This is a genomic window from Vibrio sp. 970 (genome assembly GCF_033339075.1).
On record NZ_JAWOTW010000007.1, the window covers coordinates 125,807 to 139,158 of the forward strand.

Consider the following 13,352-nt stretch of genomic DNA (forward strand, 5'->3'; position numbering starts at 1 on the left):
AAACGACTCACCATTAACCCCATGTAGAGGCGCATTATGACTATAAAAATCACCGCCGAGCAGTTATCCATGCGCTTTAAAGAGCGTGTGCTTTTTCACATCCCTGAGTTAGCCATCGGCCCAAATGATGCCATTTATCTCAAGGGTGACAATGGTGTGGGCAAAACTACCCTACTCAAAATCCTTGCTGGCTTGCTAAAACCTTCTACTGGCGATGTTGTTGCACCAAAAGATACGTGGCTGAAAAGACTGACGCGCCGCAACGGCCGTGTCGATGTGATTTATCTCCATCAATCTCCTTACCTTTTTGACGGCACTGCTTATGAGAACGTAGTCTATGGAGTGAAATATCAACAAGACACACCAAAAGATAAGCGAGCTCAAGTTATTCACGCACTACGCATGGTAGGTTTAGAAACATTAGCGGACGAACATATCTCCGTGTTGTCCGGCGGTGAAAAACAGCGTGTTGCCATGGCAAGAGCTTGGATCTTAAAACCGTCGATTTTATTGATGGATGAGCCAAGTGCGTCTTTAGACCAAGAGTCCATTGAGCGATTGGTGGTGATGGCGAAAGATCTTTTGGATCGAGGTTCCAGTATCGTGGTGACAAGCCATCAAACCAACGCACTGACCGACTTATGTAAAAAACAGTGGTGGATTAAAGACAAGACTTTGATAGAGTCTCCTCTGTTGTATGTCATACCAAAAGAAACATCCCAAGAGAATGCATATGCTTCAACCAACACAAACTAGTTGGGTCATTTTGGCTGGTGGCCAAGCCAGCCGTATGGGTGGAAAAGATAAAGGTCTGATTGAATTAAATCAGAAGCCACTCATCGAACACGTTATTAAACGTTTATCTCCACAAACACCACGCATTTTAATTAATGCCAATCGAAACCAAGATGCGTACAGCAAATTTGGTTTCGTATTTAGTGATCAATTCAAAGATTTCCCTGGACCTATGGGCGGTATTCACGCGGGTTTGATGCATGCTGAAACTGACTGGGTCGGATTTGTACCTTGCGATAGCCCACAAATTAACACCGACCTTGTCGAGCGTTTCTGCCAGGCAGTCAAAGAAGACAGCGATATTTTGGTCGCTCATGATGGTGACCATCAGCAACCTGTTTTCACGCTCTACCACAAGCGCGTACTGCCAAAACTCACCGCATTTTTAGAACGTGGCGACCGCAAAATCATTCTGCTCTACAAAGAGTGCAACACCAGTTACGTTGACTTTAGCGACTCACCAAACTGTTTCGTCAACTTGAACACTCCGGAAGAACTGGCGCAATTTGGACAATTAGAATCATGAAACACACGCTAAACATTCCTATTCTTGGTTTTGCAGCTTATTCAGGCACAGGCAAAACCACGCTACTTGAAGCCCTATTGCCAAAGCTGACTGAAGCAGGTTTACGCATTGGCATGCTAAAACATGCGCACCACAACTTCGATGTCGATAAGCCGGGTAAAGACAGCTACCGTTTACGCAAAGCCGGCGCGTCTCAAATGCTGATTGCTTCTCGCAACCGTTTTGCGTTAATGACAGAAACGCCAGAAGCCGAAGCGGAGTTTGAATACCTCTTAACTCGTTTTGATGAAGACAAGCTCGATGTAGTTTTGGTCGAAGGCTGTAAAAACATCGCGTTTCCTAAAATTGAATTGCACCGTGAAGAAGTGGGTAAACCTTGGCTTTACCCTCACGATGAAAACATCATTGCTATCGCTTCCGACAGTGCGGAGTTAGATTCTGAGCTCCCTCAAATGAACATCAATGATTTGGATGCCATCGCTCAATTTGTTCTTCAATACGTTCAAGATGCAAAAGCACCAAAATCTAAAGAGAAAGACGCCGCATGTTGCGACACTCTTTCTCCGGCTTTCCTTTCTGTGGTTCAAGGCCAAGAAAAAATCCTTTCTTTGGTGAACACGGTTTCGGAAATAGAAGCATGCAAGATTGAAAACGCCTATGGCCGCGTTCTCGCGGAAGATATCATTTCACCAGTAAACGTGCCGCAGTACACCAACTCCGCGATGGACGGTTACGCCATCCGCAGTGATGATGTAGACCGCGATAGCTACCAAGTGGTTGCTGAAGTGATGGCAGGCCATGCTTACGATCAGCCTCTGGAAGTTGGTCAAGCAGTTAAGATCATGACTGGCGCACCAACACCACGTAACGGCGATACAGTGGTCATGCGTGAGCAAGCCTCTCAAGAAGGTGACAAGGTCACCTTTAACGGTGCGCATATCAAAGCAGGCCAAAACGTTCGTCAAGCAGGTGAAGATCTCACTATCGGCAGTGACGTCTTTACCGCAGGCACTCGCCTAGCCTCTCCAGAAATGGGCATGATCGCTTCGCTTGGTTTTGGTGAAGCGAATGTGTTCCGCAAATTGAAAGTTGCCGTATTCTCCACCGGTGACGAAGTACAAGCGCCGGGAACAGAGCAAAAAGCGAATTCTATCTACGATTCCAACCGTTTTACCATCATGGGCATGCTTGAAAAGCTCGGCTGCGAGATCTTGGATTTCGGCATTCTAGAAGATAACGAGCAATTGATGATTGAAGCGCTCGAAAATGCTTCTGCGCAAGCCGACGTAGTGATGACTTCTGGCGGCGTATCCGTTGGCGATGCCGATTACATTAAGCTGGCATTGGATAAGCTGGGGCAAATTGATTTCTGGCGTATCAACATGCGCCCTGGTCGTCCGCTTGCGTTTGGTCAAATCAACGATAAGCCTTTCTTTGGTTTGCCGGGTAACCCTGTGGCGGTGATGGTTTCATTCATCAACTTTGTTGAGCCTGCTCTGCGTAAGATGCAAGGTGAACAAGGTTGGAAGCCACTCAAAGTCAGTGCCATTGCGACAGAAAATCTGCGCTCTCGCCAAGGTCGTACCGAGTTTAGCCGTGGCGTCTATGAGCTGGATGAAACTGGCCGTTTAACCGTTCGTACAACAGGCAAGCAAGGTTCTGGTATTCTGCGTTCAATGAGTGAGGCGAACTGTTTGATCGAAATCTCCCCAGCTATTGATACAGTAAAAGCGGGAGAAAGCGTGACAATTATCCCACTTCAAGGCAGAATCTAGCTCAAACTAGAAATTCAAAGGTCAGCGAGTCTGGCCTTTTTGTTTAATACAGAAACCTTTTCAGAGAGACAGCTATGGCTCGCACCATTCTTTACACTTACAAAGACCAAGACAAAGAACTGACGTTCTCATACCAGCAACACCGCAACATTCAAGAAGCAGTTGCAGAAGCCGAAGGTATCGATATCACTGAGTTCCTAAAGATGGAGCAACAAATCGAAGCAGTGTCTGACACTAAAGCAGTGCGCAACTACCGCGACAACTACTTCAGAAAGTTAGGCTTTAGTAAAATCACCCTAGCTCAAAAAGAAAACCTCGGCGTAGGCAAAAAGAATAAATAAGCTTAGCTGCAAACAGAAAACTCACGATTCGCCGTGAGTTTTTATGCATGCTACTTTTGTTCATGATCCATACCCGAGCATACCGAAATTACTTAGGTATATGAGTTACTTCGATTATAAGTAAAAAGCCCCGTTTTACCTTGATGGTCTAAACGGGGCTTTAAATTTCTTACTTTGTATCGAGTAAGGTTTCAGTCGCTACTTGATGTTTAAGAACGCAGCGCCGCGTACACCACCTGAATCACCGTGTTTTGCTTTGATGATCTTAGGACACTTAGCCACAGACAATAAGTGTTTAGGGATGCGTTTTGGCATCTCTTCGTAAATCAATTCGAAGTTAGATAAGCCTCCACCAAGTACAACGGTGTGTGGGTCTGTTGCAGTAAACAGGTTTGCAAAGCAGATCGCTAGCAGCTCCATAAAGCGCTCGACGTGCTCTACTGCTTTCTCCTCACCCTCTGCGTGCGCTTTAATAATGTCGATCGCTTTCTTCTCTTCGCCGTAGTAATGCGCGTAAAGAAGCTCGAAACCACGACCCGATAGGTAACTATCTAAACAGCCTTTGTTGCCACAGCCACAACCCAGTAATGGTGCGTTTTCGCCTAGGTGGAACCATGCGTCGATAGGAAGACGTGTGTGACCCACCTCACCCGCTACGTGGTTGCGGCCAGAGAATACTTTGCCTTCGTAGATAAAGCCGCCACCAAAACCAGTACCAAGGATCAAACCTAGTACAGATGGTTCATCTTGAAGATCTTCGTCCCAGGCTTCAGAAAGCGCGAAACAGTTTGCATCGTTTTCAATTTTTACGCTGCGACCGATTTTAGCTTCCAGATCAGCACGAAGTGGTTTGCCTTTTGCCGCAGGAACGTTAACTGTTAGTACCGTTGCATCATCGGCGTCTTCCATACCTGGTAGGCCAAGACCAATCGTACCTTCGCAGCCAAACTCTGTATCGTATTTGTTCACCAATTCCGCAATGGTATCAACCAGCAGCTCGTAGTTGTCTGTTGGTGTAGGTACACGTTCCGTCGCTACACGCTCAAGCTTCTCGTTAAATGCACCAAATTCAATTTTAGTGCCGCCGACATCAAAGCCGTAATACATGTATTTCTCTCCTAAAAAATGCTTCAAACGACTCTCAAAAATGGCTAGAGTCAAAAGTATAAACTGATGGCATTATCCATATCTGTACGCCTGCAAACCGTGACCGAATGCAGATTTATCCCCTCACCGAAGCCAGTTGAACAACATACCATCAACAAAAGCTCATTCCTTAGAGTCAGCTCTCGGTTTTCATCCACTCTTTGAAACGTTTCAAGTGTGGCTGGTTAGGGTCGTTTTTGACTCGAGTCTTGCTCAGCATGTAAGTTTCTCTGAAGGCTTCAAACCACAATTGAAGGCATTCCGCAGCTTTCGGCTCACCAGCTTGTTTTAAAACTAATGTCGCGACTTCGGCGGTTGAAAGATGCTGCTCATTCTCGGAGCGGCGCATGATGTATTCAGACAGAGATTCCGGCTCAATGGAAAGCACAGGCAAAGATTTAAGAAAATCAGAACGACGGAATATCTTTCGCGCCTCACGCCAGCTACCATCAATAAAGATCAGCAACCATTTTTTGTTCTCGACATCTTCTTTTACCAATCGCCCTGGCTCTAGATCTTCAATTAAACGAGAGGGATCATCCACATAGTCTGCAGGAAATACAATCACCGGTTGGTAACTGTCATCCTGTAGTAGCGCTAGCATCTCTTCAGACGGTTCTGTTCGGTTCCATTGATACACGTAAGTCTCTTGAATCGTATCAGCGATTAGACGACCGGTATTACTTGGCTTAAATACTTCGTTTTCAGAAACAATCAACATACATGCAATATTAGCCTTAATGTTTGGCTGAAGGTCGCACAAACAGTGTTGCTCAGAAACCTGGCAATATTGGCAACGAACCACTTTACATCCACGCGCGTTGAAAGGCTTGGTTGAGATAGATTGTCGGTACTGATATAAACGGTGGAAAGCGTGAATTCTCATGGTAAGTAATGCCAAGTAAAAAGTAGAGCGCGATTCTACTGATATTATGGTTTCTCCTCAAGATAAGCCCATCAGCAGTGTGTTGAAATAATTTCACACTTATCTCGGTCATAGATAAAGAAATAAATAAGGGAATGACAGTGACAGAAACGACATTTCAAGAACCCTCATGGCTCAGATTAGGCTTTTTCCTTGGCGTATTATTGCTTTGTGCCATTTGGGAGAACAAATTGCCTAGAAAAACACTGACCGCTTCGCGCAGGTTTCGCTGGGTCAATAACTTGTCATTGGTTGCTTTTAACAGCCTAGTTATTGCTTTAATCATGCCTATCGCCGCCTTTCAAGCTGCGGTCATAGCTCAGGAGCAACAATGGGGGCTGCTGAATATTCTGTCCCTCCCCGATTGGTTAAACATTTTCCTAACCGTCATTTTGCTTGATTTCGTCATTTACGCTCAGCATGTTGTCTTTCATCATGTAAAACCGCTGTGGAAGGTTCACCGAATGCATCACGCCGATCTCGACATAGACGTCACTACAGGCGCACGCTTTCATCCCTTCGAAATAATCATTTCAATGGGAGTAAAAATTGCAGCCGTGTTTATCTTAGGTGTTTCACCTATCGGAATTGTGGTATTTGAAATTGTGCTTAATGCGAGCGCGATGTTTAATCACAGTAATGCAAAACTGGCTTTATCTATGGACCAAAAACTGCGAAACGTCATCGTTACACCAGACATGCATCGCGTGCACCATTCAGTGATAGTAAAAGAGACCCACTCAAACTTTGGTTTTTTCCTTTCAGTTTGGGACCGCTTTTTTGGGACATACCGAGCTCAGCCTAAGTTGGGTCATGAAGATGTTGTTATTGGTGTGCCGGAAATTAGAGACGAAGAAGAGCAAAGATTAGATAAGCTGTTAACGCAGCCCTTTCGCTACAATAAAGAGAAGAAGTAATGGTTGAAAAAATATTGTTGGATGAAGTATGTCAACAAAACGAATAGACCAAGCCTAAACCCCAGTTAAACACTACTTCATCCTCATGATGTGTAAGAACAGATTAGTTTTCTGCCAGCTGACGCTTTTTGTTTAGCTGAGTAATACCAACAAATAAACCAACAACACCAAGCACTGCACATGCCAAAGCATTGGTGTTCATTACTTGCTGTGCCTCTATTGAGCTGTATAGAAAAGCAAGGCTGAAGAAAGTGGTGGCAAAGCTCAAACCTGTCAGTACGCTGAAACCAGCAAAACTGGCCAAGTCTTTAAAATCGTTCATAACGAGTCCCTGTTTACAATCCTTAATCGAGTGTTGTGAAAATAATAATTAACGAAATATTTGGCGCGATTGACTATGTTTTCGCGCATTCCATAACCAGATAGATACCCCAAATGAGAACCCTAAAAACAGTGTCTTCATTTGTAGGGCGACGTTGTTATCTAATATTTCTAATGTATAGTGAGCGTGGGAACTAAAGATAACATTGGTTATAAGAATCAATAACATAACGACTATGCCAGAGCGGCGATGCTTGACCAATAGATACGCTGCTAATAAGTCCAATAGTCCCAAAGCGCTCCAATACATATTCAACCAGCGTGGCGCAAAATCGTAAGGTAAAAAGCCACCAACAATGTTGTCATAAAGATGAACCACTCCGCCAACTGTCATAAAAAGGCATAAGAGAAACAAGACGAATTTATCCATTACCGTTTCCTTATCTGAATGAATGAGCAAAGCATATAGAAGTCACTTAAACATTTGTAATCTCATCGCCATTTTTGAGATCGACAGTGCCATTATCAACACGATGAGAACAATAACGGCTACTCTACCTTCTTTATTTGCTTCTAGTAGAAGCATAGTGTTTGCTTTGTCATTGTCCCAAATCCGCCAATGCAACGACAGAATCCTCCTTTAAATCACGCCTTGGTTTAGCAACTCTCGTACCTTTTCCAGCCCGCGCTGAAACACAGTATGTGCATTCGCGGGAAGGCCGCTCTCGACATCGTGCCAGAAGAACGCGAAATCATGTCCACCATCGTCTTGCGTATGAAACAGCCATGAATTAGCGAGATCAGCACACTCACACAAAACAAAATGCCATGCTTGATTTTGAAAGCCACTGTCCCATGAGCATAAATATCGTGCGGAACGAACATGTGTGATACCAGACTCCTCAGCGAGCTCCCGCTTGGCCGCTATGATGTAACTTTCATCAAACACTTCAACAGTGCCCTTGACGAGCTGAACACCCGCCAACGGATGTTTAAAAAGTAGGATCTCTTGATTTTGATTACGTAGAACGACGGGGCAAACTTTATCGATCACAAAACCACTCCTTCTTATGGCTTTAGCTTTCTCTGGATATAAAAAAATCGCATGAAGCTGCATGATTCATTCCTTTGAATTCTGGCGACATTCTAGTCAACGAGTCCCTCGAACAAAGCATTAACATCACGTTGTGATAACTAAACCCTTTAGAAATGAACGAGATGAGATGTAACTCACTTTTGCGATGCAAATAGGAGCCATTAAATGAGTAGCCGTAACAAAAAAGCAGAACCGAGGTTCTGCTTTTAGTCGGTGGAAACATCTCATTTACTTGGTCTGATGAAGCTCATACTTGTGCAGCATTGCTTGCTGGTGCCCAGCAATTTCCGCCACTTGCTCAGAACTCTCAACCATAGACTCAAGCTGCAGCTTTGTGCGTTCGCCAAGATCAGAAATATGTGTGATGGATTGAGATACATCTGCCGTCGCTCGTTCTTGTTCTTCTGTAGCAACTGAGATTTGCTCAACACGTTCTTGAATGTGCTTAACCGCGAGGTTGATATCAGAGAATGTCGATTTCACTTCATTGCTGGACTGTAGCGCGTGGGTCATTTCTTCTCTTGAATCATTAACTGCTTGGCGCGAGCGCTCTGCGGCAGTAATAAGCTCGCTCATCATTTCTCGGATGTTCGTAGTTTGTTGAGAGGTATCACTTGCAAGTTTGCGAACTTCATCAGCGACAACCGCAAATCCACGCCCTTGCTCACCAGCACGGGCAGCCTCTATTGCCGCGTTGAGAGCAAGTAAGTTGGTGTTGTCCGCGATCCCACTGATCATATCCACCATTTCACGAATCTGTTTAACACGCTGGTCTAGCTCTAACATTGACTGTTCATTTACATCCAAAGAGCTTTCTAATGACTCCAAACGTTCGCGGTTTTGTTCCACGACTTGAACCCCTTTTTCAGTGTGTTGGGTTGCAAGGAGCGAGTCCTGTGAAGATGCATTTGTCACCATTGCTATTTCACGAATAGAGGCTTCAAGCTGCGTTATGGTCGTGATCATACTCGACAACGCTTCATTTTGTGTTGCCAACCCATCACTTGTTTGTTCGGCTGCACTGTGGCTTACTTCTGCCGTCTGATAAAGCGTTTCACAATTGCGCGTCACCGTTTGAATGGAGTCATGTGTGGAATCGATTACTTGATTCAACTTTCGTGCTACTTCTTTCAGCTCATAGGGGCCAACTTCTTCTGCCTTGTCACGAAAATCATGTTCGGTAAGTGCTGAAAGACGCGTTAGTACATTCCTTAGCCCTCGGTTTGTCCATGACTTGAGACTAAACCAAGTAACCAGAATAATAAAAGAAATCACACACGCCGCAAACACGAGCACAACGCTCACCGATTCAATGGTCTCGTTGACCACCCGCTCCTTTTCATCGATCAACTGACCAGCGGTTTGGGAGATTTGATCAAGTAACCGCATGGTTTCATCCGCAAGCATCGAAGCCTGTTTAAACTCTGAACGTTGCAATTCCCCTTGTTCTAGTTTGGCGAGGATCAAACGCAGCACGCCCTTTTCACTAAAGCCTTGTTTCACCATCTCATATGGTGCGGTTAAGCTTGCATATTCACTTACTTCAGGATGGAAAGATTGGAAGTCTTCATAGGCGAGTTTAATACCTGCTATGCGATTTCGCATTTCTCGGTATTCTTTTTCGGCTTTGTTTAATTCTGAGTGCATCATCATGACTAAGAACGTACTTTCCATTGAGCTTGCAGAAGCAATGAAACGGTTAGCGGCATCGCTCGACTCAGGATTATCAGCACTAAGGAACGAACTGATTCGATTCATTTCCGGGCCGATAGAGCTAAGCCCATAGCGAAAACCACCAACAGCGGCATCAATATCCATTTGAATTTGTATCACCGAAGATTGCTTCAACAAAATGGACTGCGTGATGTTATGTAAACGCGCTAGTTTGGTGTCTAACTCCTCCGAGAGTTGCTGAGCTACACCAGACGCTTTCACAACCAAAGTTGTGCTTTGAGTTGCAAGAGAGTCGATTTGCTCTTTTATGAGAGGCAACTCTTTCGGCTCAGTAATCTGCATACCATGGTTGAGTAGCTTAACCATCTCCAATACATTCCTGGTTAACTTTGCGTTTGCCATCGCGATTGGTAATGCTTTTTGCGACAAGTCTTCAAATTGTTCCCCTACCTGTTCCATTCCTTTGAAACTTGAGACAGAAAGGGCTATAACAAGAGCAATGATAGTTAAAAATGTTGCACTGACAGCCTGAATCAGTGAAAGTGATGTGCGTGAGCGTTTTCGCTTTGCCATAATCAATTTTTATTCTTTCTTAAGGTTGAATCGGTTCTGCAGTGATTCCGTCACATTTGTGAGACAAAACCGTGATTTGCAGCCCATACTATGGATTGGTTATGACACTAATATTTCAGTTGTGAGTCATAGAGATGACAGGTGGTGATTTGCGTCGAGTATATTTTCCTTTGATAATCAGTGTGCTACTAAGCGCCTGCTCTTCTGGGCCTGAGCCTAGTGAGCAAGCTCAAGTGACAGCACCTACAAATCAGCTATTGTCGGACAACCCCGACTTGTTCGAGTTTTACACAGAGTGGCACGGCACGCCTTATCGCTTAGGCGGGACACAGAAATCTGGAATTGATTGCTCAGCATTTGTACAAAAAGCGTTTATTGAGGCTTATCAGCTCTCTTTACCAAGGACAACGAGGCAGCAATCAACGCAAGGTGTGGAGTTAAGTTGGACGGATGCCAAGCAAGGGGATCTAGTGTTTTTTAAAACAAGACGTACAACTTATCATGTCGGAATTTACTTGGGTAACAAGCAGTTCATGCATGCATCGACGTCTAGAGGTGTGATTATTTCAAGAATCGACAACCCATACTGGGCATCTAAGTTTTGGCAAATAAGAAGAGTTACAATGTAACTCTTCTTACTCTTAACCGGACATTGCTGTAAGTTAAAACAATATCAGTCGTAAGTCGCAACAGCATTATCGAACAGATTTTTGACCAGAGCGATGTATTCATCAAGGAACGTGATCTGTTCATTGGTCGCTTTTTTATGCCATACCCCAGCCAATATCTCACCAAGATCTTCAACAACTGCATCAGCCTCTTTTAACAATTTGAAACGTACGCTCGAGTGAAGTTCTGGATTTTGCTCAAAAATCGCCATGATGTTTGAAGCCACCATATCGGTGACAACATCTTCGATGCTTTCGGATCCAGTGTCGCCAATTTCGGTCGTAAAAATATCTAGATTTAGAGACAAGTGCTCGATAAGAGCGAGATATCCATCGGTTTCTAAAACCACTGTTTTTCTCCGTTTATTGCAAGCCTTCGAAGCTGAAAGCAGAATAGTTTCAATAGTAAGACATGCCGAGAAAATTTCATTAACTTATTTCATATTAACAAACATTCACGAACCAACTGGATGATTTTCAAACAATTGAGCTTTGCTTCACTGAATTCGGATACAGGGTTTCTTCAAACCTTTTTATATTTCAGCCATTTTCATGCAAACAGGTTTGGTTACGACCATTTTCTTTTGCACGATACAGCGCAGCATCGGCACTCTTTAACCATTGAGTGTGAGTTTCAAAATAAGGCTTATACTCGCAAACACCAATACTTATCGTGTAATTAATCAAAAAATCTTCCACTTTCACGATCTCTTGCTCAATTCTTTTGCGCAAACGCTCTGCGAAATAGCAAGCTTGCTCCTGGTTTGTGTGAGGAAGTAGTACGGTAAACTCTTCACCACCAAAACGACCGCAGATGTCACTGCTTCTTGCTGTTTTTCTCAACAAGGCAGAGGTTCGACGAATGACTTCGTCCCCTGTCGGGTGACCATAAGTATCATTCACCTTCTTAAAGTGGTCGATATCGAATATTACTAATGAGCATGGTCCGTCGATAACTTTTAAGTGAGCAAACTCATCTTTCAATGATTGCTCCCAATAAGCGCGATTAAATAAACCTGTTAAACCATCTTTGCGACTGATTTCCGACAAATGTTGATTTGTTTCTTTCAAATGAATGCGATTTCTCGCAGTTTCAGAAACATCATTGACTTGAATCGCTATGTGGCTGACCTCTCCTGAGAGCCCAATTAACGGCGTGATCACGATATCTTGATACATAAAATCACTGCTGTTTGAAACCGGAGAAAAATTGTTGAACTTAAAAAGATACGGTCGGTTTTCCCAGCTAGAAAAAGAACGAGTTTCCAGATCGGCGGCAGCTTTTATCTTGGTTTCTAGCCAAGTTCTTGGCAGCTCTTCAAAATGCTCAAATAAACATTCACCAAGAATTTCTTGTGATAGAATGCCACTGTATGACTGCATAAAACTGTTCCACACACACACTTTATACTCTTGATCCAAAACAATAAGCCCTGAATCCATCGTATCGAGAATTTGTGTGACCCAATGAAAGTCTGCTATGTCCAGCGTGATATCGGACATTAGATTAGCTCCATGATTTCATAGATTATTTCTACGGATGGCTTATCAATTAAAAACAGTACCTCGCACTCGAAATCGAGCGCTTCTGCCATGTAGGTGTATTCGATAGTAAAGAGCTCACCCAACTCGCCTTGCTCTTCACAATAAGGTGTTAAGGTATCCACAATGCCTGGCTGACGAAGTGAGAACTGCTTGTCGAGTTGATCGCCCAATGATGTGAGAAATGACGAAACCAGTAGGTTAGAGATATTCAAGATGATTTCATTATGAGGCGTAAACTCAAGGAGGTAACCTAATTTTTCCCCAATCTGATTGATATCCCTACCACGTAAGCACACCAGTGCCTCTCCGTGAATACCACCACCGACAAACCTCTGCGCTACCGCAACGGAACTGTCACGCCCAACCACATCAACCAGTGTCATATGAAGCTCGCCGTAGGACAACGGTCCAACATGAGGAACAGGAAGTTGTATGAACTCATGTAAATGGTCGGCCATAATCGCAGCCCCTTTACCAAGGGCAATGTTCGCAATTTCACGGAATTTGGCTAGTAAGGAAAGCTCTTCGCAACCCTGGTTTTTAGAATCAACCGAATGACTAGGTTTGAACGCATAATGCAGTCCTAATTGTTCGTATAGTGGGAGCACCTGCTCTTCTGTCAGAGGCTTAGCGATAAAAGCTTGAGCACCAAGATCGAGACAGCGCTGTTTTGCCTCTTGTTGAACATCTCCAGAAATAATGACGATGTTGGTCGGGTACTGACTAACAGGTAATGATTCGAGGACCTCAAAACCATCCATTATAGGCATCGTTAAATCGAGAAACAAAATATCGATATTTTGCTCAGCAAGAATATTAAGCGCCTCATAACCATCTTGCGCTTCAATAAGATGCAATGATGTATCTTGTACGATAGAACGCGCAATAAGCTTTCTTGCAACAGCTGAGTCATCACATATCAGTATTTTCATGCCACCAATGGAACTAACGTCAAAAAAATCATAATACCTGTTGTAAACGTTCATCTCCATATGCTAAGCCAACAAATCAGAGGCTTATAAGCGATTTGATTCACATTTATACAAATTG

The 13,352-nt window shown here is 43.9% G+C and carries 15 protein-coding genes; 6 read left to right on the forward strand and 9 right to left on the reverse strand.

What is annotated here, in order from left to right:
- Positions 1–36: 36 nt before the first annotated feature.
- From R7Q11_RS12690 to R7Q11_RS12705, 4 genes are all read left to right on the forward strand, one after another.
- Positions 37–756, forward strand: a complete 720-nt coding sequence (locus R7Q11_RS12690) for an energy-coupling factor ABC transporter ATP-binding protein (protein ID WP_225466488.1) — start codon at positions 37–39, stop codon at positions 754–756.
- Positions 734–1,321: a molybdenum cofactor guanylyltransferase MobA gene (gene mobA / locus R7Q11_RS12695; protein ID WP_025441842.1), complete on the forward strand. Its 588-nt coding sequence runs from the start codon at positions 734–736 to the stop codon at positions 1,319–1,321. The genes R7Q11_RS12690 and mobA overlap by 23 nt, the downstream gene beginning before the upstream one ends.
- Positions 1,318–3,096 (forward strand): bifunctional molybdopterin-guanine dinucleotide biosynthesis adaptor protein MobB/molybdopterin molybdotransferase MoeA, encoded by a 1,779-nt coding sequence (locus R7Q11_RS12700; RefSeq protein ID WP_225466489.1) that lies wholly within the window; start codon positions 1,318–1,320, stop codon positions 3,094–3,096. The genes mobA and R7Q11_RS12700 overlap by 4 nt, the downstream gene beginning before the upstream one ends.
- Before the next feature lie 74 nt (positions 3,097–3,170).
- The gene (locus R7Q11_RS12705; RefSeq protein ID WP_005377584.1) at positions 3,171–3,437 is read left to right on the forward strand and encodes a DUF2960 domain-containing protein; all 267 of its coding nucleotides are present in this window, start codon (positions 3,171–3,173) and stop codon (positions 3,435–3,437) included.
- Between the two features lie 198 nt (positions 3,438–3,635).
- Here the strand turns inward: R7Q11_RS12705 and nagK are convergent, their stop codons facing one another.
- Positions 3,636–4,544, reverse strand: coding sequence for an N-acetylglucosamine kinase (gene nagK, locus R7Q11_RS12710; protein ID WP_005377586.1), 909 nt, complete (start codon positions 4,542–4,544; stop codon positions 3,636–3,638).
- A 175-nt stretch (positions 4,545–4,719) separates the two neighbouring features.
- The gene (locus tag R7Q11_RS12715) at positions 4,720–5,469 is read right to left on the reverse strand and encodes a tRNA-uridine aminocarboxypropyltransferase (RefSeq protein ID WP_021033873.1); all 750 of its coding nucleotides are present in this window, start codon (positions 5,467–5,469) and stop codon (positions 4,720–4,722) included.
- Between the two features lie 140 nt (positions 5,470–5,609).
- Between R7Q11_RS12715 and R7Q11_RS12720 the strand changes: the two genes are divergently transcribed.
- A complete protein-coding gene (locus tag R7Q11_RS12720; RefSeq protein ID WP_225466490.1) occupies positions 5,610–6,425 on the forward strand; it encodes a sterol desaturase family protein in 816 nt (271 codons plus the stop codon).
- A 103-nt stretch (positions 6,426–6,528) separates the two neighbouring features.
- Here the strand turns inward: R7Q11_RS12720 and R7Q11_RS12725 are convergent, their stop codons facing one another.
- From R7Q11_RS12725 to R7Q11_RS12740, 4 genes are all read right to left on the reverse strand, one after another.
- Positions 6,529–6,747 (reverse strand): hypothetical protein, encoded by a 219-nt coding sequence (locus R7Q11_RS12725; RefSeq protein ID WP_005389537.1) that lies wholly within the window; start codon positions 6,745–6,747, stop codon positions 6,529–6,531.
- Positions 6,748–6,795: 48 nt separating this feature from the next.
- On the reverse strand, positions 6,796–7,176 hold the full coding sequence (locus R7Q11_RS12730; protein ID WP_025766661.1) for a hypothetical protein: 381 nt from the start codon (positions 7,174–7,176) through the stop codon (positions 6,796–6,798).
- 210 nt (positions 7,177–7,386) lie between these two features.
- A complete protein-coding gene (locus R7Q11_RS12735) occupies positions 7,387–7,800 on the reverse strand; it encodes an NUDIX hydrolase (RefSeq protein WP_025766662.1) in 414 nt (137 codons plus the stop codon).
- Positions 7,801–8,070: 270 nt separating this feature from the next.
- Positions 8,071–10,089 (reverse strand): methyl-accepting chemotaxis protein, encoded by a 2,019-nt coding sequence (locus R7Q11_RS12740; RefSeq protein WP_005377618.1) that lies wholly within the window; start codon positions 10,087–10,089, stop codon positions 8,071–8,073.
- Positions 10,090–10,223: 134 nt separating this feature from the next.
- Between R7Q11_RS12740 and R7Q11_RS12745 the strand changes: the two genes are divergently transcribed.
- Positions 10,224–10,718: an NlpC/P60 family protein gene (locus R7Q11_RS12745; protein ID WP_005377619.1), complete on the forward strand. Its 495-nt coding sequence runs from the start codon at positions 10,224–10,226 to the stop codon at positions 10,716–10,718.
- Between the two features lie 44 nt (positions 10,719–10,762).
- Here R7Q11_RS12745 and R7Q11_RS12750 read toward each other — a convergent pair whose 3' ends face one another.
- The 3 genes from R7Q11_RS12750 to R7Q11_RS12760 all read right to left on the reverse strand — a co-directional run bounded on the left by R7Q11_RS12750 (position 10,763) and on the right by R7Q11_RS12760 (position 13,234).
- On the reverse strand, positions 10,763–11,107 hold the full coding sequence (locus R7Q11_RS12750; RefSeq protein ID WP_005377620.1) for a DUF3802 family protein: 345 nt from the start codon (positions 11,105–11,107) through the stop codon (positions 10,763–10,765).
- Between the two features lie 190 nt (positions 11,108–11,297).
- The gene (locus R7Q11_RS12755; RefSeq protein ID WP_005377621.1) at positions 11,298–12,260 is read right to left on the reverse strand and encodes a GGDEF domain-containing protein; all 963 of its coding nucleotides are present in this window, start codon (positions 12,258–12,260) and stop codon (positions 11,298–11,300) included.
- Positions 12,260–13,234, reverse strand: coding sequence for a response regulator (locus R7Q11_RS12760; protein ID WP_042523017.1), 975 nt, complete (start codon positions 13,232–13,234; stop codon positions 12,260–12,262). Before R7Q11_RS12760 ends, R7Q11_RS12755 begins: the two co-directional genes overlap by 1 nt.
- Between the last annotated feature and the right edge of the window lie 118 nt (positions 13,235–13,352).

Coding starts and splice junctions, on each gene's coding strand:
- nagK (WP_005377586.1), bottom strand. CDS start 4,544: ATGTATTACGGCTTTGATGTCGGCGGCACTAAAATTGAATTTGGTGCA.
- R7Q11_RS12730 (WP_025766661.1), bottom strand. CDS start 7,176: ATGGATAAATTCGTCTTGTTTCTCTTATGCCTTTTTATGACAGTTGGC.
- R7Q11_RS12700 (WP_225466489.1), top strand. CDS start 1,318: ATGAAACACACGCTAAACATTCCTATTCTTGGTTTTGCAGCTTATTCA.
- R7Q11_RS12690 (WP_225466488.1), top strand. CDS start 37: ATGACTATAAAAATCACCGCCGAGCAGTTATCCATGCGCTTTAAAGAG.
- R7Q11_RS12760 (WP_042523017.1), bottom strand. CDS start 13,234: ATGAAAATACTGATATGTGATGACTCAGCTGTTGCAAGAAAGCTTATT.
- R7Q11_RS12715 (WP_021033873.1), bottom strand. CDS start 5,469: ATGAGAATTCACGCTTTCCACCGTTTATATCAGTACCGACAATCTATC.
- mobA (WP_025441842.1), top strand. CDS start 734: ATGCTTCAACCAACACAAACTAGTTGGGTCATTTTGGCTGGTGGCCAA.
- R7Q11_RS12705 (WP_005377584.1), top strand. CDS start 3,171: ATGGCTCGCACCATTCTTTACACTTACAAAGACCAAGACAAAGAACTG.
- R7Q11_RS12725 (WP_005389537.1), bottom strand. CDS start 6,747: ATGAACGATTTTAAAGACTTGGCCAGTTTTGCTGGTTTCAGCGTACTG.
- R7Q11_RS12755 (WP_005377621.1), bottom strand. CDS start 12,260: ATGTCCGATATCACGCTGGACATAGCAGACTTTCATTGGGTCACACAA.
- R7Q11_RS12740 (WP_005377618.1), bottom strand. CDS start 10,089: ATGGCAAAGCGAAAACGCTCACGCACATCACTTTCACTGATTCAGGCT.
- R7Q11_RS12745 (WP_005377619.1), top strand. CDS start 10,224: ATGACAGGTGGTGATTTGCGTCGAGTATATTTTCCTTTGATAATCAGT.